Origin of the sequence: Sulfitobacter sp. DSM 110093 (assembly GCF_022788715.1) — a bacterium.
Taxonomy (GTDB): Bacteria; Pseudomonadota; Alphaproteobacteria; order Rhodobacterales; family Rhodobacteraceae; genus Sulfitobacter.
In genome coordinates, this window is record NZ_CP085168.1 from 257,811 (window position 1) to 283,125 (window position 25,315).

Annotated in this window: 27 protein-coding genes and 4 pseudogenes; 13 read left to right on the plus strand and 18 right to left on the minus strand. The window is 54.4% G+C overall.

Annotated elements, in window-relative coordinates; translation table 11 throughout:
• Nucleotides 1-31 precede the first annotated feature (31 nt).
• From DSM110093_RS17875 to DSM110093_RS17885, 3 genes are all read right to left on the minus strand, one after another.
• Nucleotides 32-298 (minus strand): Txe/YoeB family addiction module toxin, encoded by a 267-nt coding sequence (locus tag DSM110093_RS17875; RefSeq protein WP_243267797.1) that lies wholly within the window; start codon nt 296-298, stop codon nt 32-34.
• Nucleotides 295-546, minus strand: coding sequence for a type II toxin-antitoxin system prevent-host-death family antitoxin (locus DSM110093_RS17880; RefSeq protein WP_243267798.1), 252 nt, complete (start codon nt 544-546; stop codon nt 295-297). The genes DSM110093_RS17875 and DSM110093_RS17880 overlap by 4 nt, the downstream gene beginning before the upstream one ends.
• Nucleotides 547-767: 221 nt before the next feature.
• Complete coding sequence (locus DSM110093_RS17885) at nt 768-2,117, minus strand: Fic family protein (protein ID WP_243263448.1); 1,350 nt, start codon at nt 2,115-2,117, stop codon at nt 768-770.
• A gap of 640 nt (nt 2,118-2,757) precedes the next feature.
• On the opposite strand from DSM110093_RS17885, the gene DSM110093_RS17890 reads away from it, so the two are divergent.
• Entirely contained in the window at nt 2,758-3,000 is a 243-nt protein-coding gene (locus DSM110093_RS17890; RefSeq protein ID WP_243267799.1) for an AbrB/MazE/SpoVT family DNA-binding domain-containing protein, read from the plus strand.
• A 1-nt stretch (nt 3,001) separates the two neighbouring features.
• Nucleotides 3,002-3,313, plus strand: a complete 312-nt coding sequence (gene mazF, locus DSM110093_RS17895; RefSeq protein WP_243267800.1) for an endoribonuclease MazF — start codon at nt 3,002-3,004, stop codon at nt 3,311-3,313.
• A gap of 43 nt (nt 3,314-3,356) precedes the next feature.
• On the opposite strand, the gene DSM110093_RS17900 is transcribed toward mazF, so the two are convergent.
• The 4 genes and pseudogenes from DSM110093_RS17900 to DSM110093_RS17915 all read right to left on the minus strand — a co-directional run.
• The gene (locus DSM110093_RS17900) at nt 3,357-3,704 is read right to left on the minus strand and encodes a type II toxin-antitoxin system HicB family antitoxin (RefSeq protein WP_243267801.1); all 348 of its coding nucleotides are present in this window, start codon (nt 3,702-3,704) and stop codon (nt 3,357-3,359) included.
• Nucleotides 3,701-3,955 (minus strand): type II toxin-antitoxin system HicA family toxin, encoded by a 255-nt coding sequence (locus DSM110093_RS17905; protein WP_243267802.1) that lies wholly within the window; start codon nt 3,953-3,955, stop codon nt 3,701-3,703. Before DSM110093_RS17905 ends, DSM110093_RS17900 begins: the two co-directional genes overlap by 4 nt.
• Nucleotides 3,956-4,105: 150 nt before the next feature.
• A complete protein-coding gene (locus tag DSM110093_RS17910; RefSeq protein WP_243267803.1) occupies nt 4,106-4,885 on the minus strand; it encodes an IS30 family transposase in 780 nt (259 codons plus the stop codon).
• Between the two features lie 208 nt (nt 4,886-5,093).
• A pseudogene (locus DSM110093_RS17915) lies at nt 5,094-5,222 on the minus strand (transposase); the annotation flags it as partial.
• A gap of 71 nt (nt 5,223-5,293) precedes the next feature.
• Between DSM110093_RS17915 and DSM110093_RS17920 the strand changes: the two are divergent.
• A pseudogene (locus tag DSM110093_RS17920) lies at nt 5,294-5,527 on the plus strand (transposase); the annotation flags it as partial.
• 3 nt (nt 5,528-5,530) lie between these two features.
• Here DSM110093_RS17920 and DSM110093_RS17925 read toward each other — a convergent pair.
• Complete coding sequence (locus tag DSM110093_RS17925) at nt 5,531-6,682, minus strand: sulfotransferase family 2 domain-containing protein (RefSeq protein ID WP_243267804.1); 1,152 nt, start codon at nt 6,680-6,682, stop codon at nt 5,531-5,533.
• A gap of 771 nt (nt 6,683-7,453) precedes the next feature.
• On the opposite strand from DSM110093_RS17925, the gene DSM110093_RS17930 reads away from it, so the two are divergent.
• The 4 genes from DSM110093_RS17930 (at nt 7,454) to DSM110093_RS17945 (ending at nt 11,697) form a co-directional block, all read left to right on the plus strand.
• Nucleotides 7,454-8,236, plus strand: a complete 783-nt coding sequence (locus tag DSM110093_RS17930) for a hypothetical protein (RefSeq protein ID WP_243267805.1) — start codon at nt 7,454-7,456, stop codon at nt 8,234-8,236.
• Nucleotides 8,233-9,930 carry a calcium-binding protein gene (locus tag DSM110093_RS17935; protein ID WP_243267806.1) on the plus strand — a complete coding sequence of 566 codons (1,698 nt, stop codon included), beginning with the start codon at nt 8,233-8,235 and terminating at the stop codon, nt 9,928-9,930. The genes DSM110093_RS17930 and DSM110093_RS17935 overlap by 4 nt, the downstream gene beginning before the upstream one ends.
• Nucleotides 9,931-10,231: 301 nt before the next feature.
• Complete coding sequence (locus tag DSM110093_RS20935) at nt 10,232-10,468, plus strand: transposase (protein WP_347568645.1); 237 nt, start codon at nt 10,232-10,234, stop codon at nt 10,466-10,468.
• A 14-nt stretch (nt 10,469-10,482) separates the two neighbouring features.
• A complete protein-coding gene (locus DSM110093_RS17945; RefSeq protein WP_243265642.1) occupies nt 10,483-11,697 on the plus strand; it encodes an IS256 family transposase in 1,215 nt (404 codons plus the stop codon).
• Between the two features lie 789 nt (nt 11,698-12,486).
• Here the strand turns inward: DSM110093_RS17945 and DSM110093_RS17950 are convergent.
• From DSM110093_RS17950 to DSM110093_RS17980, 7 genes are all read right to left on the minus strand, one after another.
• Nucleotides 12,487-12,798 carry a hypothetical protein gene (locus DSM110093_RS17950; RefSeq protein ID WP_243267807.1) on the minus strand — a complete coding sequence of 104 codons (312 nt, stop codon included), beginning with the start codon at nt 12,796-12,798 and terminating at the stop codon, nt 12,487-12,489.
• The gene (locus DSM110093_RS17955) at nt 12,791-13,327 is read right to left on the minus strand and encodes a hypothetical protein (RefSeq protein WP_243267808.1); all 537 of its coding nucleotides are present in this window, start codon (nt 13,325-13,327) and stop codon (nt 12,791-12,793) included. The genes DSM110093_RS17950 and DSM110093_RS17955 overlap by 8 nt, the downstream gene beginning before the upstream one ends.
• Nucleotides 13,320-13,802, minus strand: a complete 483-nt coding sequence (locus DSM110093_RS17960; protein ID WP_243267809.1) for a VOC family protein — start codon at nt 13,800-13,802, stop codon at nt 13,320-13,322. The genes DSM110093_RS17955 and DSM110093_RS17960 overlap by 8 nt, the downstream gene beginning before the upstream one ends.
• A 67-nt stretch (nt 13,803-13,869) precedes the next feature.
• Nucleotides 13,870-14,292 (minus strand): SRPBCC family protein, encoded by a 423-nt coding sequence (locus DSM110093_RS17965; protein WP_243267810.1) that lies wholly within the window; start codon nt 14,290-14,292, stop codon nt 13,870-13,872.
• On the minus strand, nt 14,289-14,948 hold the full coding sequence (locus DSM110093_RS17970) for a TetR/AcrR family transcriptional regulator (protein WP_243267811.1): 660 nt from the start codon (nt 14,946-14,948) through the stop codon (nt 14,289-14,291). The genes DSM110093_RS17965 and DSM110093_RS17970 overlap by 4 nt, the downstream gene beginning before the upstream one ends.
• Nucleotides 14,949-15,375: 427 nt before the next feature.
• Nucleotides 15,376-15,681 carry a hypothetical protein gene (locus DSM110093_RS17975; protein ID WP_243267812.1) on the minus strand — a complete coding sequence of 102 codons (306 nt, stop codon included), beginning with the start codon at nt 15,679-15,681 and terminating at the stop codon, nt 15,376-15,378.
• Nucleotides 15,648-16,586, minus strand: coding sequence for a LysR substrate-binding domain-containing protein (locus DSM110093_RS17980; RefSeq protein WP_243267813.1), 939 nt, complete (start codon nt 16,584-16,586; stop codon nt 15,648-15,650). Before DSM110093_RS17980 ends, DSM110093_RS17975 begins: the two co-directional genes overlap by 34 nt.
• Before the next feature lie 84 nt (nt 16,587-16,670).
• Between DSM110093_RS17980 and DSM110093_RS17985 the strand changes: the two genes are divergently transcribed.
• Genes DSM110093_RS17985 through DSM110093_RS18005 form a run of 5 tightly spaced genes read left to right on the plus strand, consistent with a single transcriptional unit; the run spans nt 16,671 to nt 21,637 of the window.
• The gene (locus DSM110093_RS17985) at nt 16,671-17,855 is read left to right on the plus strand and encodes a CoA transferase (protein ID WP_243267814.1); all 1,185 of its coding nucleotides are present in this window, start codon (nt 16,671-16,673) and stop codon (nt 17,853-17,855) included.
• Nucleotides 17,852-18,805: a hydroxymethylglutaryl-CoA lyase gene (locus tag DSM110093_RS17990; RefSeq protein WP_243267815.1), complete on the plus strand. Its 954-nt coding sequence runs from the start codon at nt 17,852-17,854 to the stop codon at nt 18,803-18,805. Before DSM110093_RS17985 ends, DSM110093_RS17990 begins: the two co-directional genes overlap by 4 nt.
• A 25-nt stretch (nt 18,806-18,830) precedes the next feature.
• Nucleotides 18,831-19,817, plus strand: coding sequence for a TRAP transporter substrate-binding protein DctP (dctP, locus tag DSM110093_RS17995; RefSeq protein WP_243267816.1), 987 nt, complete (start codon nt 18,831-18,833; stop codon nt 19,815-19,817).
• Nucleotides 19,818-19,829: 12 nt separating this feature from the next.
• Nucleotides 19,830-20,354: a TRAP transporter small permease subunit gene (locus DSM110093_RS18000; RefSeq protein WP_243267817.1), complete on the plus strand. Its 525-nt coding sequence runs from the start codon at nt 19,830-19,832 to the stop codon at nt 20,352-20,354.
• On the plus strand, nt 20,351-21,637 hold the full coding sequence (locus DSM110093_RS18005) for a TRAP transporter large permease (RefSeq protein WP_243267818.1): 1,287 nt from the start codon (nt 20,351-20,353) through the stop codon (nt 21,635-21,637). Before DSM110093_RS18000 ends, DSM110093_RS18005 begins: the two co-directional genes overlap by 4 nt.
• A gap of 152 nt (nt 21,638-21,789) precedes the next feature.
• Here DSM110093_RS18005 and DSM110093_RS18010 read toward each other — a convergent pair.
• From DSM110093_RS18010 to DSM110093_RS18020, 3 genes and pseudogenes are all read right to left on the minus strand, one after another.
• A pseudogene (locus DSM110093_RS18010) lies at nt 21,790-22,450 on the minus strand (IS21 family transposase); the annotation flags it as partial.
• 296 nt (nt 22,451-22,746) lie between these two features.
• Nucleotides 22,747-24,120, minus strand: a complete 1,374-nt coding sequence (locus tag DSM110093_RS18015) for a HAMP domain-containing sensor histidine kinase (protein ID WP_243267819.1) — start codon at nt 24,118-24,120, stop codon at nt 22,747-22,749.
• The gene (locus DSM110093_RS18020) at nt 24,113-24,784 is read right to left on the minus strand and encodes a response regulator transcription factor (RefSeq protein ID WP_243267820.1); all 672 of its coding nucleotides are present in this window, start codon (nt 24,782-24,784) and stop codon (nt 24,113-24,115) included. Before DSM110093_RS18020 ends, DSM110093_RS18015 begins: the two co-directional genes overlap by 8 nt.
• Before the next feature lie 144 nt (nt 24,785-24,928).
• On the opposite strand from DSM110093_RS18020, the pseudogene DSM110093_RS18025 reads away from it, so the two are divergent.
• Nucleotides 24,929-25,276 (plus strand): annotated as a pseudogene (locus tag DSM110093_RS18025) (phospholipid carrier-dependent glycosyltransferase); the annotation flags it as partial.
• Nucleotides 25,277-25,315 lie beyond the last annotated feature (39 nt).

A 25,315-nucleotide genomic window follows, 5' to 3' on the forward strand; every position in this document is an offset into this window, starting at 1 on the left:
AAAAACGTGTACCCCCCAAGACTCCTGCCATTCAGTAATGGAACCGCAGTTGCGCAATCTCTAAGCTTTGACCGTCGCCCCTTCCCTTGACCCGGTAGACCATTCGATCTTCCTGAGAAATTCGCCGTGACCACCAGCCGGTCAGATCCCCTTTCAAAGGTTCCGGCTTGCCGGTCCCTTTTAAAGGGGTCCGCTTGCACTGTTTGATCAGCTCGTTGATCCGCTCATGCACCTTGTCATTGGTACTGACCCAGTGTTGATAGTCTTCCCAAGCCTGTTCAGAGAAAACCAGCTTCACTCGGCCAGGTCACGCTCATTGCCAGTTCCAGCATCGAGTTGCGCGATCGATGCGCGTAAGCGGGATGCGTTGTTCGGTGTGGACAAGAGGTGCAACGTCTCGTTAACGGCGTTCCAGGTGTCCAAGGATACGACCACAACGGACTCACTTTTTTTGCGCGTCACAACAACTTCTTGCTTATCATTGATCGCACGATCCATGACGTCCTTCAGGTGAGCTCGTGCATCTGAATAGGTCATAACATCCATACCAACTCTCCTTTGCTCCCCTCTATATGTACAATATTTAGTACAAGTAAAGAAGTGGTGCGAAGACGACGGTCAATTTCACGGGAGAACCTGCAAAAGCGGAAGGTCACACCGAAGGAGATGGTCTGATAAATTTCTCATGAACTTTCCTCCGGTAAATAGGTCACGCCGAACGCGTTTATCTGCCGGAATCGCGAATGTCGGCCTGCCGGACTGAACCCTCAGGAAGCATTGAAATTACTATAGATGTCCTCAACCCGCTCGACTTCGTGATCAGTCAAAGCGGCAAATTCTTTGCCGCGTGCTCTCTCAGAGAGCTGGCCATTATTCTGCTGTAAGAAGCGGAATAAGAGATCGACGGTGCGTGCGGGCATGTCAAAGATGTCATCTATTGCTGCGCGGAACAGGTCGTATTGACGGAGGAAATCAGTCTCATAAGGCAGATCAACTTCGATCGTTTTTTGGACGCAGCTGTAGAGAAATACAGCATGCGGTGTGGCGTCAAAAAAGCGGTAAAAATCGCCCGTGTCGTTAATGACTTCGACATTGGATTTTTCAGTTGGCTTCCATTCGATGAACGGCAGCAGTCGTGTTGAATAGCTTTCGAGGACAGCGCGGTAGTCGTCGACGCGTTCAAGGATTGCAGACGAGATCGGGAACACGACACCTGGCGGATTAAACCCACGCTCGGCCAAAACATGGTGGAAGATGTATCGATGCAGACGCCCGTTTCCGTCTTCAAACGGATGAATGTAGACAAAACCAAACGCGAGCACCGCTGAGGCAATCACAGGGTCGAGATTCTGCCCATTTATGCTGTCAAACGCGACCATGCCAGCAATTAGGTCGTCCAGGTCTTCATGCTTCGCGCTTATATGATCCGGAAGAGGCAACTGGCTTTCACGATCATGCGATCCGACGAAGCCGCCTTCCTGGCGGAAACCCAATTTTATGAAACGGTCATCCCCAATGACAATCTGTTGGAGACGGAGCAGTTCTTCTTGATCAAGTGGCTGTCGGCCTGCCTCACCAATGGCGCGACCCCAACGTTGAATGCGATCTTGGGGGGGGCGTTCGCCTTCAATAGCGTAACTGGACCGAGAGTCCTTCAGCAATAAAAATGCGGCTGTACGCGCTAAAAGATCGCGGGGCACTTCGTCCAAAATCTGTTTGGCTCTGTGCGCCAGGTCCATTGCGCAGAAAGCATCAAGCTCCGGCGTGCGAAACACCAAAGGACAGAAGTCTGGTGTCCCGGGCAGATTATTCTTCACTCTATGACGTGACGAGTTTGACCCGGCCGACCCATATTGAAGACGGTCGTCCAGCACTTGTACGTAGCGTCCGCCAGTTGCGTCTTCCAGACCAATTTGCGTTTGGAGGAGCCATTCATAGAGGAACCAAACCCTCCGCGCATAGCTTCCATTAGGTTCATCACTAGCCCATGCAACGATTGGTTCACTCCCAACAGCCTCAAACAATCGTTTGAGAATAGCGAGATCAAGCCCTTCATACTTTAGGGCGAATGTCAGATGGCCACGCAGTGAAGCCTGGGGCTCATGACGTGGTGTCATGATGCGCCATTCATCCGAAATCACAATGCGATGCCGGTCTCCGATTGCAGAGAGTTGGTGTGGGATGGGGACTGCGAGGTGATAGGCGTCAATAAGCGCACTATAGCCTGCTGGAATAGCGTTCTCAGGCAATCGTCTTTGGTGAATTGTGCTCACAGGCCCTGAAAACTGAGCCTCTATCGGCTGTGTGTTGATTTGCGTTTCTCCTGTGCGAATATCGTCACTAAAGGCAAGATGTTCTGAAAAACGTTACTAACGCATGAAATATGTTACTAAAAGATTAAAATTATGAAAAGCGTTACTGCGGGCAATGCCTATGATATCATCAATATACCCACATGCGCACCCACGGCACACTGACCGAGACACCAAACGCGGCTTTGCACCCCATCCATTCTGAACTGAATGCACGCAGAAGCCATACTCGTCTCAGACTGCGCATTGGATTTCAAACAAACCTCTCCTGTGTCACGCTACGCATATCGCAAACAGCAGCAGTTCATCTTTACGAGCGGGGTGGTGGATTTCGAAGGTTCCTTTCGCGCTTCATGTAAAAGTAGATTCCGGATGTATTAACGATGTTGATACACACGCACACCATGTCTATATCTTGGGTTCAAAATGGGAATGAGGATGAGAGATGCGCGTGATAGTGAAAAAATGGGGCAATAGTGCCTCCGTTCGGATACCTGCAGCCATTATGCAGGCAGCGAAGCTATCGCTCGATACTCCTGTTGATGTACGCGAAGAAAATGGACGTATTATCATTGAGCCAGATCGATCGCCGGAGTTTCTATTGGACGATTTGTTAAATGGAATTACCAGCGATAATGCTCATGCATCAATCAAGACTGGTGGGCCATTGGGGCAAGAAACCTTCTGATATGACCTACATCCCAGAGGCAGGCGACATCGTCTGGCTGCAATTCAACCCACAAGCAGGACACCGTCCAGCGCTCGTCTTGAGCCCAGCAAAGTACAATAAGATCGGCTTGATGCTCTGCTGCCCGATGACGACCAAAGTAAAGGGATACCCCTTCGAAGTGGTTATCAAAGGGTCGCCGATTAGCGCAGCGCTTGCTGATCAAGTGGAAAGCCTGGATTGGAAAGTCAGAAGAGCAAAGCGGAAGGGTCAGGTAACCATATCGGAACTAGCAGAAGTGCGCGCCAAGTCCGTTGCGCTCATCAAGGGCTGAAGCCTTGGCATCGGCATTCATAAGTTAGGCTTGGGCCGATATTCTATACTGGGTGTCCGCCGCACGCAGCACGGTTCAGCACATCTTCCGCCCACTGGTTGAGGCTCTTGCCCGACAGCTCTGCGGCCAGTGCCGCCTTGCGGTGCACCTCTGGATCGACGCGGAACATTACGCGGCCAGAGTATGGCTTCTGTGGTTCCTTGCCCACCTTGGCGCAGGTCTCGACGTAATCATCAACCGCCTCATGGAACGCCTCTTTCAGTTCTTCCACACTGTCAGCATGAAAACCTACGCCGTCACGGATGCCCGCAATCTGGCCCGTCATGATGCCGTCCTCATCATCGTACTCGATGCGGGCAGAGTAGCCTTTGTAAGTCATGGTGTTGGTCATGGCGTAATTCCTATTCTCTCCAAAAACGCACGGGCAGCGCGAACCTGATACCGCTTGGCTTTCTTGGCCGGGTGAGGGCGGTAGAACGTCTCGACCTCGCCAACCTTCTCGAACCGAACGCGCGAGCCATTGCCCTCGATCACCCGTGCTCCCGCGGCAACCAGTAGCCTTTCAATCGCCGACCACTCAATCGTCCCCGATACAGGGTCCGTGAAAACTACGGCAAGCGTTTTGCGATGTTTGTTGTTCATGAGGTTACATAGAATATGCTTGCAATATTTGCAAGCGCATCATCTCGTCAACTGGGACCTTCGCGTGTCTCCAGCGTTCTATCTTGCGTCGTTCTGTGATACTGAGTTGGTCATAAACGGCTCCCATACCGATTCCTCCAGTTAGATAAACTACTGTTTTCTAACAAGAGTCGCACTTGAGGGTAGCGCGCGCCCGGTTCCACGATCAAAAGTGATGGACCGTCGGGCTACGAGGGGGAGATCTTTAATGGCACTCGTGATCTTGCCCATGACCGGCTTGGTGCGCTTGTTGGGGTTCTTCAGGATCACGGTGAAGCGGCTGACGCGCTCAACCAGTGAGGTGACGTTGGTCTGGCCAAGCTTTTGTTTGAACAGCATCAAATCAGCTTCCCAGTGACCAAACTGACGGCGATGAGCGACATCATCCGGGCGGAACAGGATACTGACATCGCGGTGGAACTTGGGTTCTCTACGCCTTCTGGTGCGGCGTGGTCTACGGGCGACACGGTGGGTCGGTAGATACCACCACAGGTCTTCGCGCTGACCTTCTGTGGAATAGATGTAACGATAGATGGTTTCTTGGCAGACCCTAAGCGGAGCACCCTCGTGGATCATGCGGTTACTGATCTGCTCGGGTGTCCAACCGTTCTTGATACGCTCGATCACGCGCTTGCGAAGCTCAGGATGTTTAATCAGCTTGCGCTCTCGAGCACGACGTTCCGCTTGCATGAGGTGGGCAGCAGCACCGTAATAGCCATCGCATCCCGGCATGCTCTCGTCCGAGAAATGGTTGCGCTTTAGCTCGCGAAATATCGTTGATCTGCAGCGCTTCAGAACGCGCGCCATCTCGTTAACTGGGACCTTCGCGTGTCTCCAGCGTTCTATCTTGCGTCGTTCTGTGATACTCAGTTGATCGTAAACGGCTCCCATACCGATTCCTCCCGTTAGATAAACTACTGTTTTCTAACAAGAGTCGCACTTGAAGGTAGCGCGCGCCACTACAAAAATTTTAAACTCATAATATGAATTATGTTTAATTAAGTACTTTCAAGTTCCTTGCCGGTTGTCAGCACAAAGCTTCAACTGCGTGAAGCGATATGTTTAAGTACCCTCGCGCGACAAAACTAAGGTACCCCTTCCATGTGTACAGCGATTTGGTGCTGATCCCCAGCCGCTCAGCAACTTCGCTGACCGCGTAACCACGTTCGACAACCTGTGCCACAGCGTCCTGTTTAAACTCGTCCGTAAACCGTATTCCCTTGTTCATATCCGTCTCTCCTTGGTTCCAAAATTACCAAGCAAAGCGTCTACAAATCTAGGGGCACCTCACACTCCCCCGAGAAACGCAATGTCCGACTGGAATACATCCAGCCGGGCAAGCCACAACAGAATGCCTACATCGAACGCTATAACCGCACCGTTCGCGGCGAATGGCTAGGGCAATACATCTTCGAAACCATTGAGGAGGCACAAGACCAAGCAACTGAATGGCTCTGGACTTACAACAACGAGCGACCCAACATGGGTATCGGCGGCATGACACCCGCCATGAAACTGAAAACAGCCGTCTGAATTCTACGGCTGGACCCCACTAAAAATGGGGGGATTACCCTTTGGGTGGAACAATTTAAGCTCGCTCTCATGCAGCTTCGCCGTATTTGCGTAGATACTGGCGCTCATTCCAACAGCACATTCTGCGGAACTTCGGCCCAAATCTGCGACCGTGTCTGCAATCGACACCAGCCAGCGTAAGGATAGCTCTGACCGGATCACCTCAAACTGTTCATCCAAGATCCGCCAAAAAAGTTGAAGGGCGTTCTCGCAGCTCGGGTTCCTGCGCAGCACAACGATCGTACAGGCCAGCAGGTGCGAGAGACGAGAAGCCCCAGAAAACTCCGGCTGAAGCTTCTGAAAATGAGCTACCAGATCTTTTGACCGCCCCGCCCAAGCCCCCGTTGGAGAGCCCGGGATAATCTCATCCGCGAAGGGCTCAAGCGCAGAAGTCTCCTCAGGCAGCGCTTGCGCGGCATCTTTTAGGAAGACCTTTTCGTCCGAGAAATAGGCTGGCCAAAGATCGTAAACCGTCCTTTCTTTGGGCCTTAAAGGTTCAAGATTATATCGTTTCTTTGTGGGTTCAGGGCGACCGGGAGCATACCCCAAAAAGCGATAGTCATCGGCAAACAAGCGCATGAAGCGCTTTTCATCCTCCGGCCGCCACCGCTCCTCGTGTTTCAGGCCGCTCCGAGACGCTCGTAGTCGCGCCAGGTGTGCAGCGATCCCAAAATTTGCACAAAACGCCCCAAAATCCTCTTCAAGGGTTTCGAACCGAAGAACCGTGTCTGCATAGAACAAACAATTAAACGGATGGGTCTGGGGAATGATATGATGTTTGAAGTTCCAAGGGATGTCCCGATGACTGCGGTCAAAGCCAATCCACGGGTCTTCCAGCACATCGAGCGCCTGCGAGATGGACAGATCGGGCCATCGCGGCTCGGCATAATAGTCCCCCTCCAACTGATTGCCGAACTTGAACATCCGGAAGGCAGACAGAAATCGGGCTTTTGGCTCGCGAACAACCGCCAAGCTGTGTCGGTCTCGAAAGTGCTTTGGCACATGACCAAAGTACCGTCCCTCCAGCTCCCCAAGCGCGTCGCGCACCGATGTGCCGCCGGTTTTGGGCAAGTGGATGAAAACAATACGCGGCTCGTCGATTATAAAGTTTGTCATCTCGTCCTAGAGCAATGTTGGAGCCGGTACGGGGCGCGCATTTCCTAAGTGTGGACGAGAAACAGCGTATTGTGAAGCGGTTACGCTCACAACACACGTTGCGAATCTTTAAACCTTCCCAATCTTAGGGGGATACGGAGCGCGCTCCGCGAGGTTTGGCCTCGGAGCCGAGATATGTCACTGCAGCGAGCAGCGAAATATCGATGTCAGGGCTGGACAACGCTCTCGGCCAAGAGCTGCCTTTTACGCACATCTCAAGCAATGTCCAAGCTCCCCCTCTTGAGGGCTTATCCTAGGAATCAATTGCGCAGCGTTTACAGCTAAGCTTGACTGGAGTGGCTCATAAGCGTGGCCAACGTTGTCATAACTTGGGCATGAACGGACGGTTAAAGCTTCGGCCGGGCGCTTGATCAATAGCGATGCTGAACTCGTTACGGTCCTGCCGCGCGGCAGAAAGCGCCTAGGCAGAGGCATTCGCAATCGTCCCGACACCAAACCCCTTGAAAAGCGAACTTTTGCTATCTGTCACAGCATCCCGCGTACCTTTGACGGTGAAGTTGGACGCCTGGATACACTTTGATGGACCGTAAGGTGCCCACCGCGTAGGAAGCCGCACTGTATGCGAGCTATCTCGAAGGTGACACCGACCTATCCTTTTGCATAGCGTCTCAATACCTCTGCTGCTTCGCGTTGAAGCCTCCGACCTATTAAACAACAGCCAGATGATATGATTGAATTCGCCAAAGCGGTTGCCGCTAAAACCGATACAAAGTGGAGCGGCTGGCGACTAAAGTAGATTGGACAAAGACAATGCCAAACGTAGCACAGAACAACGTATTCGCCGTCGTCGGAACAAAGCTTGATGACAGCCTCACTGATCTCAACTTCGCCGTTCCCAAAGCGCCGACGGCAATTGAAGCTTTCAAGGTAAACGGGTTAGAAGGCGGTGATACACTGGTCAGCTACAAAACAAGCGACCTTGCCGCTGGCGATATGGTTGGCGACGAATGGTCTTTCGAGAACGGCAAGTGGGTCTATGACGCAAAAGCCGTAATTGTCTCAGGTTATGGCGCGGACAGTTCTTTCGATGATTTTATCAGCACCGGCAACGGCGATGATGTCCTTCTTGGCAATGGCGGGAACGACGTTCTCTATGCTGGTGCCGGCAATGATATCTTGAATGGTGGCAACGGCCACGAGCAAGCTTTCGGCGGTTATGGCGATGACTTGATCAACCTTGAAGAAGGCAACGACTGGGCCGAGGGGGGTTTTGGCAATGATACCGTAAACGCTGGGAACGGTGACGATATTGTCTACGGCGATGTCAAAGGTGACAACCTTCTTGAAAACACTGCGACACTTGCGACAACCTTCTCTCAGTTGGCCCAAAACGGCGCTTGGACGATGGCAGACTCTTTTGGGCAATCTGAAATCTCCCAATCGGTTGCGACGGTGGCAGGTGAAAGCTACACGATTTCCTTTGATCTGGCCGCAAACCTCGACGGGGGCCATGCAACTGGCCACGTAGAAGTGCTGTGGAACGGTCAAGTGTGAGCACAGTCGAAGCAACAACTGGCGTATATGAGACGTTTCAGGTGAATGTCGTCAGCGACGGCGGTGCAGGTGAGCTTACTTTCCGTGCGCTTACACCGGAAGATGGCAATAGCTACGACTTTGACGGCCCTATCATCACTTATGACAAAGAGATGGAAATCGGCGGCGAAGGGGTTGGCATCAAAGGCTTTGCAGCAGGCCAGGCTAACCTTTACCAAGTGATCGACGGCCAACTGCACGTGTTTGATGTAGAAACAAAGACCTATGTGGAAGTCGGTGAGCAGCCAGCCTTCAAGACAAACGCTGTAGGCTTCAACGTCGAAGACGATCTGATTTATGGCGTTGCCAAATCACGTGGTGTCGACTCGCTAGGGAATGAAGTTAATTCCAGCGACATCGTAATGATCGATGCCGCGGGTGATACTTTCCGTATCGGCGAAGGATTTTACGGTGACTACGTCGGGGATTTCGACGACGCCGGCAACCTCTGGACGTTCCACTCGGCCTTAAACCGTGTGAGCGTTGTGGATGTTGATCAGTTGGATGCTAATGGAAACCCAAAGATCACGCATTACAAGATCGACAACAATCTATTCACCGGCCGCACCTTTGACCTGTCTTTCAATGCGCAAGACGGCAACTTCTATGCTGTGATAGCTCCCAAACAGAATGGTCAGGATGGGAAAGTTGTTAAAATCGACCTGAGCGGCATTGCTGATGGTGGTGGGCCCGAGTTCTCTGAAATTGCAATCACTGGCACTCTCTATGGTGATGAGATGTCAAAAGGCATGACTAAAGGCGCATATGGCGCGACGTTCATGGACGGTGAAGGCAACCTGTACTACGGCCTGAACAATGGTGACCATGATCTTGACGCATCTACGGGTACTCAAGGTGCGATCTTCAAGGTCAACATGGATTGGGAAACTGGCCAAGCTTACTCCGAGTTCATGTCGGAAGCCCCCTCCACAGGGTCCAACGATGGTGCGGTGGACCCGCGTTCGACTGATGCATTCTCGGAAGTTGACGCTGATGCGGGTGTTTTGCTCCGTGACCCTGAGGTGACACTTGTAGATGGCGGCAATGATGTTCTGAACGGCGGTGCTGGCGATGACGAAATGCATGGCAACGCTGGCGACGACGAATTGAACGGCGGCGAAGGAAATGATGCATTGTTCGGCGACGAAGGTGCAGACATCATCAACGGTGGTACCGGCGACGATTGGGTGTCCGGCGGTCAAGGCGACGACAAGATGCGCGGTGAAAGCGGCGATGACGCGTTGTTTGGCGACGAGGGCAAAGACTACCTTAGCGGAGGCACGGGCGGCGATCTGCTCAATGGCGGCGCAGGTGTGGACAAGCTCGTTGGTGGTGTCGGGTCAGATACTGTTAATGGCGGATCGGGCAACGATCATCTTTGGGGAGGTGAATGGAGCGCCGATGGCTGTGAGGATACATTTGTGTTCGAATGCGGAACAGGCAAAGATTATATCCATGACTTTGAAGTCGAAGTTGACTTCATCGACCTTTCCGACTTCGCGACGAGCTATGATGAAATGACCGCCGCAAGCCGCGACCTCGGCTGGGCAACGGTAATTGATCTTCAGCAATTGGATGGTGGCCAGCAAGATGATCGTCTGGTTTTGAAAAACGTCGGTGTAAGCGACCTGGATATCGATAACTTTATCTTTTGAAAGGTAAAGAAACTCAGGCGGCTAAAGCGATTTACTTTTAACATGAATCGAACGGGGATTCACAAGGAAAGTTGTATCTGCTTCAGTTCCGTCCGAAAATGGGTAGGTAATCCCCCTGAAATAGTGGTGATTGGTTCAGCCGATCACACCCTACAACATTACCCCAGGCCGTAACTTACCTTCCATCTAACCCGCAGACTATAAGTTTACTATGATAGAATGATAGGTAGTGGCTTTAGGCTCAGGGCCCATTGATTATCGCGGAGCCGCATGATTCACCGTCCGAAAACGGAGCGGTGATATGTCTGATCTTTTCTGGCTGAACGATGCGCAGATGGCGCGGCTGGAGCCCTACTTTCCGAAATCCCATGGCAAACCACGTGTCAATGATCGGCGGGTTTTAAGCGGGATTATTTTCATCAATCGCAATGGTTTGCGATGGCGAGATGCGCCTACGACTGTTTCTTCGAAGTTTTCACGCGTTTCTGGGAGAGTGTCCGGTCTTCTGTGTAACTGCGATCTGGTCCATGCTTCCTGAGAGGAGCAAGGACTATGACTATTTCCAAGGAACTGTTGGACGAGCTGCTGAAGGGCTGCGAGCGGCCTGAAGATCTGCTTGGCGATGCCGGGCTAATGAAAGAGCTCAAGATCAAGCTGATGGAACGGATGCTCGGGGCTGAGCTGACTGCACATCTGGGCTATGAAGACGGAAAAGATGCCCCGCCTGATCAGGCCAACCGTCGCAACGGCTCATCTGCTAAGAAATTGAAGGGGCAAGACGGCGAACTGCCTATCGCTGTGCCGCGGGACCGGGACGGCAGCTTCGAGCCTGAACTGGTGAAGAAGGGACAGACCCGCATTGATGGGATGGATGACAAGATTATCGGGCTTTACGCCGCTGGTCTGACGGTCCGCGACATCCGTGCTCATCTTGAGGACGTCTATGGCCTGCAAGTCTCGCCAGACTTGATCAGCCGCGTGACCGACGCGGTGTTGGATGAGGTTCGAGAGTGGCAATCCCGGGCGCTGGACCGGATGTATCCCATCGTCATTTTTGACGCTCTACGGGTCAAGATCCGCGACGCCGATAGCCGCATGGTCAAGAACAAAGCCGTCTACGTGGCCCTTGGTGTCAGCAGGGATGGCGTGCGCGAGGTTCTTGGTCTTTGGATCGCTGACAACGAGGGCGCCAAATTCTGGCTCTCGGTGATGACAGAGCTGAAGAACCGTGGGCTTCAAGACATCCTGATTGCGGTCGTGGACGGCCTCAAGGGCTTCCCTGATGCCATTACCGCAGCCTTTCCGGATACGGTCGTGCAAACGTGCATTGTCCATCTCGTGCGCCACTCGTTGAATTTCTGTGCCTGGAAAGATCGCAAGGAGGTGGCCGCTGATCTGCGGCGGATTTACAGTGCCCCTACAGCCGAGCAAGCCGCTGCGGAGCTGGATGCCTTTGAAGAAAAATGGGCCGGGAAATATGCCTCTATCGCCCCCGCCTGGCGCAGGGCTTGGCAAGAGGTAATACCGTTCTTTGCCTTTGATCCCGCCATCCGGAAAATCATCTACACCACCAACGCAATTGAAAGCTTGAATCGGGTAATCCGAAAATCGGTCAAGACGCGAGGATCGTTCCCGACCGAAGACGCAGCCACGAAACTGATCTACTTGGCGATCCGCAACTTTGAGAAAGGCGGCCGGAATGTTCGAGAATGGTTTGCGGCCCGCAATCATTTCGCCATAATGTTCGAGGATCGCTTCAATGCGTGACTGTATCTAAAACCCGCATGGGCCAGACCAAATACACAAAGTTCATGACACTCCCGTTTCTGGCGGTTGATCACTCTATTTTCGAAACCCTATTCGCACCGTCTACTTGCAGGCCAATTCCAATTGAAGCGGTCAAAATTCAACAGACGGCTCTGGCACATCGGGAAACAGGACCGCCGTACTGAACGTCTCCTTTTTCAAGTTGCGCAATTTAGTTTGCCTACGCAGCGAACGGCAGCTTCCCGCCCATTGTGTTGAAAAACTATTTGCTGCAACTGCAAAACTCTAAGAAGTGGGAAGCTGTTCTCCGACAAGCAATTTGTGCCTCGGGGTGCCGCCGAAATTCCCATAGATTGGAATTTTGTTCCGCCGAAGTTGGCTTCAGCGCACTGTAGGAGATTTTTTCAACACAATCCGCCCTGAATGCCGTCTGAAAAGGTCCCCATGGGTTTTCAACAAGGGCCTGAATGTCATTATTTGCACTATCGCCTAAAGGAAGCGAGTTTGATTACATTGGTTAAGGAGCAACATTTGGCGCAACAAATTTCGTGCCTGTAAAAAATTGCCAATAAAATAAGGTGTCTCAAGCCCTATCGACGCCATCCATCACCGTACAAGGGTTTGAATCCCCTGCCCCATATTTGGCGCAAGGGATACCCATAGCGGAGCTTCATGACCTCTGCGGCGAAGGACCGGTTTGAGCCCTAACTTACGAATGCCGCGCGTAGCTTAAATGTCAGCTATGGTGCCGCCGCCATCTCAATCGACCAGGTTCATCGGCCAAGCGTGTTATGTCGATTTCCCTGTCCTGAAGAGCCGAACCGGCCCCTTGCCGCTGCGCTCGATCACACCTTTGGCTTCGAGGTCGAGTTGCACTGCTTTCAGCCACCATCCGGCCTTCTCACCGCCCGGAAACAATTCCTGTGACAGGTTCGACAACAGCGCGGCCTTAGCCTCGGCGACGGACATACCAGGGGCCTCGGTCGGTAGCACCGGAAGCAACGCATCGCATATAGCTGTGAACTTCACCTTGTCCACTCGTCGGACGTGATGCGGTGACGTGATACTCTCAATCTCGATTTTCTGGTCGGCGTCAGACATTGATCTCTCCCGTGTTTGGCGTCTTGGGGTTGCGGAAACCCATGGCGACCCAGGCCCCGAAAAGCTTGGCGAAGAAGCCAAGGCTCTGCTTCTTTGCGTTGGGAATGTCGTCTGGCAGGGTGGCATCCTTCGGGAGATCGGAGGCCATGGTGCGCATCGTGGGCTCAGGCTTTGTGCCAGGCGGCCAGAGTCCACTGTAGAGACTCAGCCAGTGTCCGCCTTTGAACTCCAGATAGACGGGCGTGTTGCAACAAGTGGCGATCACCCGCATGCTGGGGGCCTCGGGCGACAGGCGGAACCCGGCCAGGTTGGCGGCTCCCGCAAGGAACCGCACGCGATCCTTGCGATACATGACGAAGGGCGTCGTGCCGTAATCGGTCAACGTCGGGGGTGCGCCCTCAAGACCCTGCATCCTCCCCGCCGCCTCGCGGCAGGAGTTGCAGCAGCATTCGACGCTTGCAATGGGCCTGCCCTCGACTTCGAGGTGGGTCTGGCCACAGGCACATCCGATCTGTGTTGCCTCACCCATGCGTTGGCTCCTTCTCGGCAGCAGCTTCGAGGGCGGCAATGTCAATCTTCTCCATCTGCATCATCGCCTCGCTCACGCGGCTCACCACGCCCGGATCTTCGCTGGCCAGCAGGCCCGGAATTCGCTTCGGCACGATCTGCCAAGACACACCAAAGCGGTCCACGATCCAACCACACCGTCCTGCTTTACCGCCTCTCGCGGTCAGCGTGGCCCAGAGCCGGTCCGTCTCATCTTGATCCTCTGTCAGCACAGAGATAGATGCGGCGGGCGTCAGCTCGTGATGCGGCCCGGCGGTCAAGATCATCATGGGCGCACCTGCCAGCGTGAACTCGACAATCATCGGGTCGTCCGGTTGGCCGTTTTCGCGCACGGCCTCAATTTTGCTGTTTGGTATAAACGTTACGTATTCCTGCGCGGCAGCATGTCCGCCCTTCTCAAACCAGAAGCAGGTCCGCACTTTCGAGGCATGTTCCATCCAAAATTCCTCCATTGCTCTCGTGGTTGGGGGGTTAAGCTTTCAAGCCGGGCGGCCACATCAACATTCAGCCGCGCTTGCTTTCGACGTAGGTAGTGAAATTTTTTAAGATCGCCTGCCAACCGTCGCGCTGCATCTCGATCGGGTTCTGCGCCTCGGCGTCGAAGGTGGTCACGACATGGGTGTTTCCGCCGCTTCCGGTAAATGTTGTGCGGGACTTACGGCCGTCGTCAAGAACCAGCACGAGTGACTTATGCGGCTCGATCTCTTCGTAAGTGCCCTCGAAGTCGAAACCCATGCTACCGTCCTTCGCCTCCATACGGGCGACCTGCTTGCCACCGGGGCGCAGAGCCACTTCGGCGCGCGGGCAGCACCAATCATCGTTTGCGAAATTCCACTGAATTATGTCGTCCGGGGTGGTGTAGGCGCTCCACACCTCTTCAACGGAGGCGGCAACTTTCGTTTCCACGGTGATTTGCTGGTTGGTCATGTTGATCTCTCCTTGTAGCTGGCTTCAGATGTATCTGGTTCCACCCCGAACAGGCCGCGCACATAGCGAATGAGGTGATCAACGCTTTCACGGGCGAGGTCCGGGTCTCCGGTGGCCTTAGCGAGGATGAACCCACCCTGAAGGACCGCCTGAGTGTGGCGGGCAAGGCTCTCGGCAGTCCAGTCAGCGGCGATGTTACGCTGCTTGCGCGCCGCTTTGATGTCGGCCTCCAGCGTGGCGGCATGGCCGAAGATGCTGGCGGCGCAGGCATCCCGGATCGCGGGCGCGCTATCATGCACCTCCTGTGTCATGGTGCCGACAAGGCAGGTGTATTCAAACGTCTCGCCGCCGATGATCCCTTTGCGGAAATCGAGATAGGCCAGAACACGGTCCAGCGGATCGTCTGGCTCATGGTAAGGCGCGCTGGCAAAGAGTGCGCTGGTTGTCTCGGTCCAGAAATTTGCTGCCGCCACGCCAAGCGCGTCCTTCGTCTTGAAGTGATGGAAGAACGCACCCTTCGTGACACCGGCCGACTGGCAGAGATCATCGACTGAGGTCGCGGCGAACCCCTTGCGGCGGATCACGTCGCGCGCGGCTTCCAGCAAGCGTGTGCGCGCATGGCCGCGCTCGGGGGATTGTTTGGTTGGTCTTGGCATATTCGACACATACCATACGGTTGGTATGTAGTCAATAATCTGAGACATGACGTGCTGCGGCGATGCCAAAAGTCGCCGTTTGCGCACTTGAAAATTGATATTGGGCTTCGGCCGAAAGCAGACTATTCAACTATCGCGGCGAAGGGCAGTAAAGTCCGCGTTGCAGACCTTAATGCGCAACGCAGCGAATGACCGCAATCCGCCCTTCCTGTAGCCCGCTGCTTCCGGCCCATTGCGGACCTTGGCCATGAATTCAAGCTGCTGCGGTGCGGCCCGTCATTGCGGCTATTCATTCATAGTTCAGCATTCTGTTGAGTTAAACGTCGCACAGCGGACCCATTTAATGTGCGGACACCCCCAACAAAAAACGGCGGGTCCATTGCAGAACCCGCCGCACATCATGTCACAGTTTAAGTGACGGATTGCCTTAGCTGAACTTCTTGGAAGCCGAACCAGCTTTGTCAGATGCGCATTTATCTGCGGCGTCTTTGGCGGCAGAATTGAACTTGTCTGTCGATTCTTTGGTGCTGGCTGTGAGCCGCTCGCTGGCCTCTTTAGCGTTGGCTGTGAACTTTTCACCGGCCTCTTTGGCGCTGGCTGCAACCTTGCCATTCACTTCTTCACCGACCTCAGAATTCAGCTCTTGCGTCTCGGTGCCAGCTTCCTGGGTCAGTTCGCCGACATCTTGCGCGGAACGTTTCAGGATGAGCCATCCAACAAATACGCATCCCATATCCCAGACCTGACGGAACCTCTTATATGGTCCAGCAGAACCTCTTGAATGGCCTCGGTTGCGAAGGTCGGTGGACGCGATGCGAGGCGACAAAGGTAGAGCGTTCGCGACAGCTCCGGTGCAGTTATGGCGCGGGCGTGGACAACGCCACTTTGCAGTTGATCGTGCATGAACAGGCGTGTGCCGATGATGCAGCCTAACCCCGCCTCGATCGATCCTGCAATGGCCTGCACGGAGTTAATCTGCAGAATCGCTTTGGCCTCAATCTTCTTTAGCAAAGTTACGTCATCAACGATCGCGCGCGCTGACACACCTTGCCGCAGAAGGATCATTGGCAACTCAAGAAAATCGGCAAAAGTAATGGGATCGTCGGAATCTCCAATGATCTCCCTGCGGCCGACGCAGTACAACCTTTCCTCCAGTACGGGACGGGTTTCGAAAGCGGGATCGGTAGGCGGATTGTAGATAAGTGCCATGTCCACCTCTGAAGCTAAGAGGTAAGGCAGCGCCGCGCCGGAAAGACTTTCAGTCAACGCTAATTGGACCTTCGGAAAGTCGCGCACCACCTGAGTGATAAAGTCCACTCCGATCGCCTTTACACCTGAAAAGGACATGCCCACCGACACGGGTCCCGAGATGATATTTCTCGCGTCCTTTAGGTCGGTTTCGGCGGCATTCATCGCCCGGAGGATTGAGCGTGCATGGCCATAAAGTCTGTGCCCCGCTGCGGTCGGCTCCATTCCGCGTGGCTTTCGACGGAACAACGGCGTAGAGAATCGCGCCTCCATCTGGGACAGGTGATGGCTGAGCGCCGACGATGCGATGCGTAGGGTAGCCGAGGCCTGAGCCAGCGACCCATGTTCGTAAATTGCTGCAAAATATAGAAGTTGACGTGTATCAAGCATTCTGGATTCCAGAAGGGTTCTGTCTAAACATTATAATATTCAGTGGTTGCACCTTTGGCTATGGTTTGTCGAGGGAGGATATTTATGACTACTGACATCAGGCCGCTGGCTGGGTACCGTGTTATCGAAATGACCCATATGATCATGGGGCCGTCCTGCGGCATGTTCCTTGGCATGCTTGGCGCAGAGGTGATCAAGGTCGAACCTCCGGCAGGTGACAAGACCCGCGCGCTCACGGGTATGGGGAGTGGCTTCTACCCGACCTTCAATCGCGGCAAGAAAAGCGTCACACTTGATCTTAAATCGGACGCGGGCCAAGACGCCTTGCACCGGCTCCTTGAGAGTGCAGACGTCTTTGTCGAGAATTTTCGGGACCAGTCTCTCGCCAAGATGGGGTTTGCGCCAGAGGTGTTGAAGGCCCGTTATCCAAGTTTAATCGTATCGTCACTCAAGGGCTTTTTGAAGGGGCCCTATGAAAATCGGACGGCGATGGACGAGGTCGTGCAGATGATGACCGGCATGGCCTATATGACAGGTCCGACCGGTCGCCCGCTGCGCATCGGTTCTTCGGCAAATGATATCATGGGCGGGCTTTTCGGTGCATTCGCCGTTCTCGCGGCCTTGCTGCAGCGGGAGAAAGACGGCGAGGGCCATGTCGTGCGCACCGGTCTCTTCGAAAACTGTCTCCTCTTGGTGGCGCAGCACATGGTCCAGTTCGACATCGAGGGGCGCGAGGCACCGCCGATGCCGGAGCGCGAGTTCTCCTGGCCTGTATATGATATCTTCGAGACTTCCGAGTGCCGTCAGATATTCATCGGGGCCGTGACCGAGGGACAATGGGCAACACTTTGCAACATACTGGGGCTTCAGGAGCTTTTGACCGATCCTGCCCTTCAGACCCGTATGAACCAGATCAACGCCCGTGACCGTACGATACCTGTCTTCACGGAGGCTGTCCGCAGCCGCTCCTTTGACGACCTTATTGCTGCTTTCGAAGATGCGGGTATACCGTTTTCGCCGATCCATCGCCCAGCAGAAATGTATGATGACCCACACGTGACGCGTCTTGGCGGGCTCTTTACCTCATCATTGCCAGATGGAACAACCTACCGCGCCCCCGCCATGCCGTTCGAGATAGACGACCAAACTCTTGTCGGAGACAATCTCGACATCGTCGCGAACGGGGCGGATACTCACTCTGTGCTGTCCAAGGTCGGCTTAACCAAAACCGAGATCGCCGCGGCCAGTGGCATGGAAACGGCAGCATGAGCCGCGCGAATGCCATCTATCCTGCCGACCGCGTCACATTGCGTGAGGTTGGCTTGCGTGACGGATTGCAGATTGCAAAATCACAGCCCACGACTCAGGCCAAGATCGCCTGGCTGGAGGCTGAACTTGCTGCCGGTGTGCGCCACTTCGAGATTGGATCATTTCTTCCCGCAACCCGCTTTCCTCAGTTTGCTGACATCGCCGAGATGGTCGCAGCAGGCGAGCGCCTGAACATCCACTCTGCTGCGCTGACCCTGAACGAGCGTGGCGCGGAAGCCGCTGTGCAGACCGCGATCCGCGAAATGGTCTGCGTTATTTCTGCAACAGAAGAACACAGTCAGGCCAATACGCGCCGCTCACGCGAAGCCGCTGTCGAACTGGTTGGCAAAGTCACGGCAATGCGCGATGCGCGAGCTCCCGACACCCTTGTAAACGCCGGAATCTCGATGGCGCTCGGCTGTTCGATTTCTGGCGATGTGGACCCTGAAGAGGTTGTCCGTTTGGCGGCAGCCTGTATTGAGGCAGGTGCCGATATTGTCGGGATCGCAGATACAGTTGGCTACGCAGGTCCAAAGGCAGTTGGCGCGCTTTGTGCGCGGATGCAAAAGCTGTGCGGTGATCAGCCGTTCATTATCCACCTGCATGACACGCGGGGAATGGGCGTGGCCAATGCAGCGGCTGCTTTGGATAACGGGGCGCGGGTGATTGATGCATCGCTGGGCGGATTGGGGGGATGCCCCTTTGCACCCGGTGCGACCGGCAATGCTGTTTTCGAAGATATCGTTTTCCTGTCCGAGACCATGGGTTTCACAACCGGGATCGACCTCGAGAGGTTGAAAGAAGTTCGGCGTATCGCGGAGGAGGCGATGCCCTATGACGAGTTCCACGGGGCCCTGCATCGTGCAGGTCCACCGAAGAACGCAGATTGGCAGACCAAATCATTGGTTTGAGTTAAATATGGGAGGAGAAACCAAAATGAAATACATCGTATCCGCGGCCCTTGGCGCGGCCATCTTCGCGGCATCAGCACCGGCCTCACAGGCCGCCACAGAAATGCGTTGCAGTCACCAATTGCCTCCGTCGCACCACATTGCCAAGGTTGTCGACCGCTGGGCCGCAGAGGTCGAGACTCTCTCCGAAGGTGAGATCGACGTGCAGGTTTTTGGTGCCGACAGCCTTGTAGGTGCGCGCGAGAACATCGTGGCGACTGCCAAAGGCGACATCGAATGCGCTTTTTCGCTCAACTTCCAGTGGGGCAAAACTCTACCAATTATGAACGTGACTGTCGCGCCCTTCGCCTTTGGCGATATCGAGGTCTGGGAGAAATGGCCAACCTCTGAAGCAGCGGCATTTCTGGAAGAAAAGCTGCTTGAGAAAGGGGTCCGGAACATCGCTTGGCTGTTCCAGACTAACACCTCCGTATTCACCACGAATGGAGAGCCACTGGTAACACCTGAGGATTTCGAAGGTCTGAAGATGCGTGGCCTGACACCGCCCTTTGACGCTTCCCTTTCAGCGCTCGGGGCCACGCCTACTGCAATGCCCGGCTCTGAGGTGTATCAGGCGTTGGCGACTGGTATCATCGATGGTGCCGTTACTGACGTCGCCGCCGCCGTATCGCGGAAGTACTATGAGGTGCAGGACGCCTTTACTGTCGTACCGGTACTATCAGCCTATCTGCATGGCTATCTGAACCCAGATTTCTACGACGGATTGTCGGATAAGTCCAAGAATGCGCTTAAGGAAGCGGGCTTGAAGGCATCGGAATGGGCCATTGAGGCCTCAACCGAAGCGGGTGCGGCCGGTCCCGCTCAGCTTGAGGAAAAAGGTGTTACAGTTCATATCGCAACACCCAAAGAGATCGCGGCACTTGAAGCGGTCATGCGGCCTGCTTTCGACAAGTCTTTTGGGGAAGGCAATGCGGACAGCCAGAAGCTTCTCGAACTCATCGGCAAGATGTGAGTGGGCATTGGCATGATTGACCACAAAGAGTGGGGGGCGGCAAACGTTCCCCTCTTCCCCGACCGCATTGTCACCTGCCTTGTCCGTTTTTGCGGCGCACTGAGCACGGCGTTGATCCTGGTGATTTTTGTCCAGATCGTTTTCGCCGTAATCCGGCGCTATCTTTTCGACAGTCCCCTGCAATGGAGTGATGAGATGATTGGCTATATGCTCGTTACCTTTGTCATGCTGGGCTCTGCCGAAGCGCTGCGGCGGGGGGATCATATCGCAATTGACCTTGCGTCGGCCCAGTTGCGTCCTCGAATGGCGCGCATCCAGATAGCCATTGCGAACCTGTCAGTTATGGCGTTCGCCATCATCGTCGGCCTGTCCATCTGGGATAGCATTTCCTTCGCATATAGTTTCGGCTCCTACTCTGTCGGCTATATCGAGATTGCGACATGGATTCCGCAGGCACCGATCGTTCTTGGCATGGCCCTGCTATTTCTGACCGCGGGACTTGGCTTTTACCGCTCAGTCAGGGGATTGCCTCAATGACCCTGGTACTTGTCTTTGCAGGCTTGATCTTGCTTTTGCTTACAGGCATCCCGATCTTCGCAGCGTTGGGCCTTACAGCCAGCGCCATCATGATGATTGCCGAAGGTGATATCGATGGATTGGGGAAGGCTGTCTTTGCCCATCTGGACAAACCGATCTTGAGCACCATTCCCCTCTTCGTTTTCATGGCACATGTTATGATCCGGGCAAAGGTAATCGAAGACCTCTACACCTTTGCTCATACCGTCATCGGTCATGTAAAAGGGGGGCTGGGTGTCGCGACAGTTCTTGCCTGCACCATATTCGCCGCCATCTCCGGCTCATCTGTCGCTACGGCTCTTTCCATCGGGTCAAGTGCCATCCCCCAGATGAAACGTTTTGGCTACGCAGAGCGCGATGCGTTGGGCGTTGTGGCGGCTGGTGGCACACTGGGCATCCTGATCCCGCCATCCGGACCCATGATCCTATATGCCATCGTGTCGGAGGCATCCATTGGCGCGCTGTTTCTGGCCGGGATCGTACCGGGAATGTTGTTGGCGCTGATGTTCTCTGCCTATTGCATGGTCCAGGCGCGCGGGCGCAACGGGATAGACACACCTGACTGGGCAGGCTGGACAGCTGCGGCCTCGGCCTTCCGCCGTTCGGTCTGGGCGCTGCTTGCCCCGCCTGTTGTAATGGGCGGCATTTACTTCGGTATCTTCACCGCATCCGAAGCCGCCGCCGCAGGTTGCTTGTACGCCTTGCTGGTTGCTGTGTTAGTCTATCGCAGTTTCGGGCTGCGTGATCTTTGGGCATGTGCCTATGCGACGATGCGGACCTCAATGATGGTTTTCATGATTATCGCTGGGGCTGCCATGTTCGGGCATGCCATTACGTTGGTCCGTCTTCCGGTCGGTGTGACGGAAGCCGTGACAAGCCTTGGGCTTGGGCCAATTGGGTTTATTCTGGTGGTGATGTGTCTCATTTTCGTGCTGGGCATGTTTCTTGAGTCTATTGCGATCATCCTGATCACGACACCGATCTTGTTACCCACAATGACTGTCCTTGGCATCGACCCGATCTGGTACGGCGTCCTCTTGATGATCAACCTCGAACTGGCGATGATTACGCCACCTGTCGGGATGAATCTTTTCGTGATCAAAGGCATCACCGACGCTCCACTCGGAACAATCGTACGAGGGGCGGCTCCGTTCGTTGGAATCATGTTATTTGGCCTCGCGCTTTTAATTGTAATGCCAGGGCTTACGACATGGTTGCCAACCGCTGCTGGGTTTGGACGTTGATCTAAAAAGCGCTCGTTCCATGAAAAAGGTGCTGGTCGGGGCCGCGCTGCAAGGATGTAAAAAGCTCTCCGCTCGTCCTGAATTCGTGTGTGTGTTTAGTCCAATGGCACATCGCGATGCCATCGGGGCATCCACGCCATCAATAACGCCGAGGTCATTCTGTAGTGATGGCAAAGCGCGTCATACCGCGTCGTCAGGTCTGTTTTTGGGTCGGCATCCAGATTACGAAACGCCGCCGAGAGACGGTCGCTGCGATGCTGCTGTGGCGCACCGTCTGCGGACCAGAGGGTGTTGCAACCCTTCGGCCAGCCCAACAGAACTCACGCCAAACAGAATGATATGGGCATGTCCAAAGTCAGACCAAAGGAGCCTGAAATGATACAGCATATGGACCGCGGACCCCGCGATGGTGAAACCCATGGATGCCATATCGGTAAAATCCGACAATCCTATCGGTTTCGGCTCATGCGCCGGTCGGAATATCACACCCTGTTCGGGGCCATGTAGGCCGCGCCATGCCCGGACGGAGCGTACCAACAGCTCCCGGGGCCGACGCAAAGGTCCGGATGTCGCAGCAAGATCTCGTTGGAAACCGCAATAGGACGTAAGCCCGGCGCTTCTTACAGGAGCGGCACAACCTCGGCGTCGAAGATGTTCTTGAGTGGACCCAGCCGCCGCTGCGCGCACCGTCACTTTTTATGACGGAAGCCTTGGGTCCGGTGCCTTGCAAATGCCGTAGGTGCGACTGTCAACCGTCTTTGCGGCTACCACCTCAATGGGATGAGTCTGTCTATACTTTATGAAAAGTCTCATCTGGTGATCGGTTACGTGCTATCCCGGCACAAACGTGGTTCTCCATTCCAGAAAATCCCAGATTTGCAGAACTACTACGATTGCAGAGACGCTTTTGCTGAATGGCCGCTCTCACATCATTTAGTGGGAGTCTTCGCATTCGGCAGCGAATGACTGGTTTCCGCCCCGCATGTCGATCGACGAGAACGGCCCAAAGCCGACATTACCCGCTCACTCAAGCAATGTCTGCTATGAGGTGATCATGGCTGCATTCCTCGAATACGGCAAGTCTGCCTGTGGTCGGGCCCAGATCGCGTTTACCCAACAAAGATGATCTCGAAAGTTGTTCCTGGCTTATTTTCCGACACAGTTATGTCAGCACCATGCAGATCACAGATGGCTTTTACTAATGCCAGGCCAAGGCCATTTCCAGGACTATTCCGACTCTTCTCACCCCTGAAAAATCGTCGAAAAATACGCTCTCGGTCATCGCGTTCGATCCCCGGACCGCTGTCAGCGATGCGCAAGGTCGGGCCGGCAGGTGTGCTCTCCGCTAAGACCAAAACCTTAGAACCAGCGGGACAATGTTTGATCGCGTTCTCGACAAGGTTCGACAGTAATTGCGTCAGAAGATTTCTATCACCAATAACCGCAAGCTGTTCGTCCGGCATCTTAGTGGTCAACTCAATGCCAGCATTCTCTGCCGTCGGCTCAAAGACTTCCGTAACATTGGCTATGATCTCAGAAAGATCGTTCAGCCTGAACCTTTCGCGACGGTCACTTCCCTCAATCTGAGCGATACGCAAAAGGGCGTTGAAGGTCGCTATGATTTCTTCAGTTTGATCAAGACTGGCCGAAATATCGTCCGGCCGAATAGTCGGACTGTCTCGTAGTTTCTCCAGCCGCTGCCGAAGATGCTGAAGCGGTGTGCGCATATCATGGGCAATGTCATTCGAGATCTGTTCTTGGCTTTCGAGCAAGCGTTTGATCTGGCCGAGCATACTATTTATCTCGGTTGATACCCGCGAAAGGTCATCACGAGCCTTTGGGACCGTTGAAATACGGGAAGCGAGGTTGCCAGAGGAAACCTCCGCGAGGGTATTGGATATCGCCGTAATCCGCCGCTCGGTGATGCGGCCTATTCGGACACCCACGATAAGGCCGAGGATCACAACCGCCAAATAGCCCACCACCAAAGCCATGCCGAGCGCTTCCAGAATCTCCAAGACGATATGGTCTCCTGCCCCTTGGATCAGGAGATAGGGGCCAACATCATCTGCGCGTAGCCAATAGCCGGTGACCTCATCGTGGATTTCTCCAGCAAGAGGCAAATCCTGGGCGGGAAGGTAGTCTGGCAAAGGGCTTGCGAAGGTCGAGGACAGGTTACCGGAAACGATCGTGCTGTCTGAGTTTAAGAGCTGGTAAACCCGGGCATTCTGAAAGCTGACTTCGGCGAGGGCATCTACACGGTCGATCAACACCTCATCGCCGCCCAACTCAAAAATTTCAACGAGCGTCTCCGCATCGCTACGCATTTGATCGAGGACCCAGTCTTGAACTTCGTATTGCGTGAACCAATAGGCCAAGGCGAAGACCAGTGCAGAAAGCACCGAATAGAGGAACGAGTATTGCAAAGACAGCCTTATGGATGTCCTCAACGCGGTTGGATCTTTGCGCGCGTGCTTATCCATGGAGGCTGTATCCAGCGCCCCGAACGGTATGGATTAACGGCTGGTCGAAGGGTTTGTCGATTTTGTTGCGTAGGCGGCTGATATGCGTTTCGACGACATTGGTGTTCGGATCAAAGTGGAAGTCCCAAACTGCTTCCAGCAACATGGTGCGTGTCACTACGCGCTCGGCGTTCTTCATTAGATAGGATAGTAGGCGAAACTCGCGCGGTTGCACGGCTATCTCTTGGCCGGATCTGCGCACAGTATGGCGGATCAGGTCAATCTCCAGATCGGCAACCTGAAGTCTCGTTTCTTCAGTCTGCATTGGGGGGCGACGCGCAAGTGCAGTCAGCCGCGCAGATAGTTCTGAAAAAGCAAAAGGTTTTACAAGGTAGTCGTCCGCCCCGGCTTCCAATCCATTCACCCGGTCGTTCAACCCGCCGAGCGCGCTCAGGAACAGGATCGGCGTATCAACATTAGCTCCGCGCACTGATCTGACGAGGGTCATCCCATCCAAGCCGGGCAGCATCCGGTCGACAACGATTACGTCAAAGTCACTATCCAAGGCATCAAGGAAACCTTGTTTGCCATCCGGCGCATGCTTCGTCACATGACCAAGCGCCTTTAGGCTGGTGCAGATATACTCAGCCGTCTCGCCATCATCTTCTACAACAAGCACCCGCATTTGCGCCCCGGCTCCCAAAGTTCTCGAGAAAATAACCTGTTTCGCGGCTTTAAGCCATCTTCGTAATGTTACGGATCGGTATAGTGCCAACCACCTTTTGCAGATCGTCGCCGTCCTATGCCCTAAGAAAAAGGATAGGACATGATGGTCACATTAGAACCGAGATTCGACACAGCCGTGCGGCAAGAGCATGCGGGACGCTTTGGCTTAACGCGCAGTGACCAACGGTTCCTGCTGTTTGCACTCAGTGCATTGTTCGCTGTGCGCCTGCTGGCCATGTTCTGGTGGCCTTTCACGGATTCTACAGAAGCTCGCTATGCCGAGATCGCGCGTAAGATGGTCGAGACCGGGGACTGGATCACACCTCAGTTCGACTACGGCGTCCCGTTTTGGGCCAAGCCTCCCTTACATACTTGGCTGTCTGCCTTGGGGATAAAGCTCTTTGGCGTTGGAGCCTTTGGCGCGCGGGTATTCATCTTTGCTGCCTCACTGATGGTGTGGATGCCCCACCCCTGAAGCGGCATCAAAGTG

Coding starts and splice junctions, on each gene's coding strand:
- DSM110093_RS17880 (WP_243267798.1), bottom strand. CDS start 546: ATGGATGTTATGACCTATTCAGATGCACGAGCTCACCTGAAGGACGTC.
- DSM110093_RS17885 (WP_243263448.1), bottom strand. CDS start 2,117: ATGACACCACGTCATGAGCCCCAGGCTTCACTGCGTGGCCATCTGACA.
- DSM110093_RS17890 (WP_243267799.1), top strand. CDS start 2,758: ATGCGCGTGATAGTGAAAAAATGGGGCAATAGTGCCTCCGTTCGGATA.
- mazF (WP_243267800.1), top strand. CDS start 3,002: ATGACCTACATCCCAGAGGCAGGCGACATCGTCTGGCTGCAATTCAAC.
- DSM110093_RS17900 (WP_243267801.1), bottom strand. CDS start 3,704: ATGACCAACACCATGACTTACAAAGGCTACTCTGCCCGCATCGAGTAC.
- DSM110093_RS17905 (WP_243267802.1), bottom strand. CDS start 3,955: ATGAACAACAAACATCGCAAAACGCTTGCCGTAGTTTTCACGGACCCT.
- DSM110093_RS17910 (WP_243267803.1), bottom strand. CDS start 4,885: ATGGGAGCCGTTTACGATCAACTGAGTATCACAGAACGACGCAAGATA.
- DSM110093_RS17925 (WP_243267804.1), bottom strand. CDS start 6,682: ATGACAAACTTTATAATCGACGAGCCGCGTATTGTTTTCATCCACTTG.
- DSM110093_RS20935 (WP_347568645.1), top strand. CDS start 10,232: ATGTCTGATCTTTTCTGGCTGAACGATGCGCAGATGGCGCGGCTGGAG.
- DSM110093_RS17945 (WP_243265642.1), top strand. CDS start 10,483: ATGACTATTTCCAAGGAACTGTTGGACGAGCTGCTGAAGGGCTGCGAG.
- DSM110093_RS17950 (WP_243267807.1), bottom strand. CDS start 12,798: ATGTCTGACGCCGACCAGAAAATCGAGATTGAGAGTATCACGTCACCG.
- DSM110093_RS17955 (WP_243267808.1), bottom strand. CDS start 13,327: ATGGGTGAGGCAACACAGATCGGATGTGCCTGTGGCCAGACCCACCTC.
- DSM110093_RS17960 (WP_243267809.1), bottom strand. CDS start 13,802: ATGGAACATGCCTCGAAAGTGCGGACCTGCTTCTGGTTTGAGAAGGGC.
- DSM110093_RS17965 (WP_243267810.1), bottom strand. CDS start 14,292: ATGACCAACCAGCAAATCACCGTGGAAACGAAAGTTGCCGCCTCCGTT.
- DSM110093_RS17970 (WP_243267811.1), bottom strand. CDS start 14,948: ATGCCAAGACCAACCAAACAATCCCCCGAGCGCGGCCATGCGCGCACA.
- DSM110093_RS17975 (WP_243267812.1), bottom strand. CDS start 15,681: ATGGGATGCGTATTTGTTGGATGGCTCATCCTGAAACGTTCCGCGCAA.
- DSM110093_RS17980 (WP_243267813.1), bottom strand. CDS start 16,586: ATGCTTGATACACGTCAACTTCTATATTTTGCAGCAATTTACGAACAT.
- DSM110093_RS17985 (WP_243267814.1), top strand. CDS start 16,671: ATGACTACTGACATCAGGCCGCTGGCTGGGTACCGTGTTATCGAAATG.
- DSM110093_RS17990 (WP_243267815.1), top strand. CDS start 17,852: ATGAGCCGCGCGAATGCCATCTATCCTGCCGACCGCGTCACATTGCGT.
- dctP (WP_243267816.1), top strand. CDS start 18,831: ATGAAATACATCGTATCCGCGGCCCTTGGCGCGGCCATCTTCGCGGCA.
- DSM110093_RS18000 (WP_243267817.1), top strand. CDS start 19,830: ATGATTGACCACAAAGAGTGGGGGGCGGCAAACGTTCCCCTCTTCCCC.
- DSM110093_RS18005 (WP_243267818.1), top strand. CDS start 20,351: ATGACCCTGGTACTTGTCTTTGCAGGCTTGATCTTGCTTTTGCTTACA.
- DSM110093_RS18015 (WP_243267819.1), bottom strand. CDS start 24,120: ATGGATAAGCACGCGCGCAAAGATCCAACCGCGTTGAGGACATCCATA.
- DSM110093_RS18020 (WP_243267820.1), bottom strand. CDS start 24,784: ATGCGGGTGCTTGTTGTAGAAGATGATGGCGAGACGGCTGAGTATATC.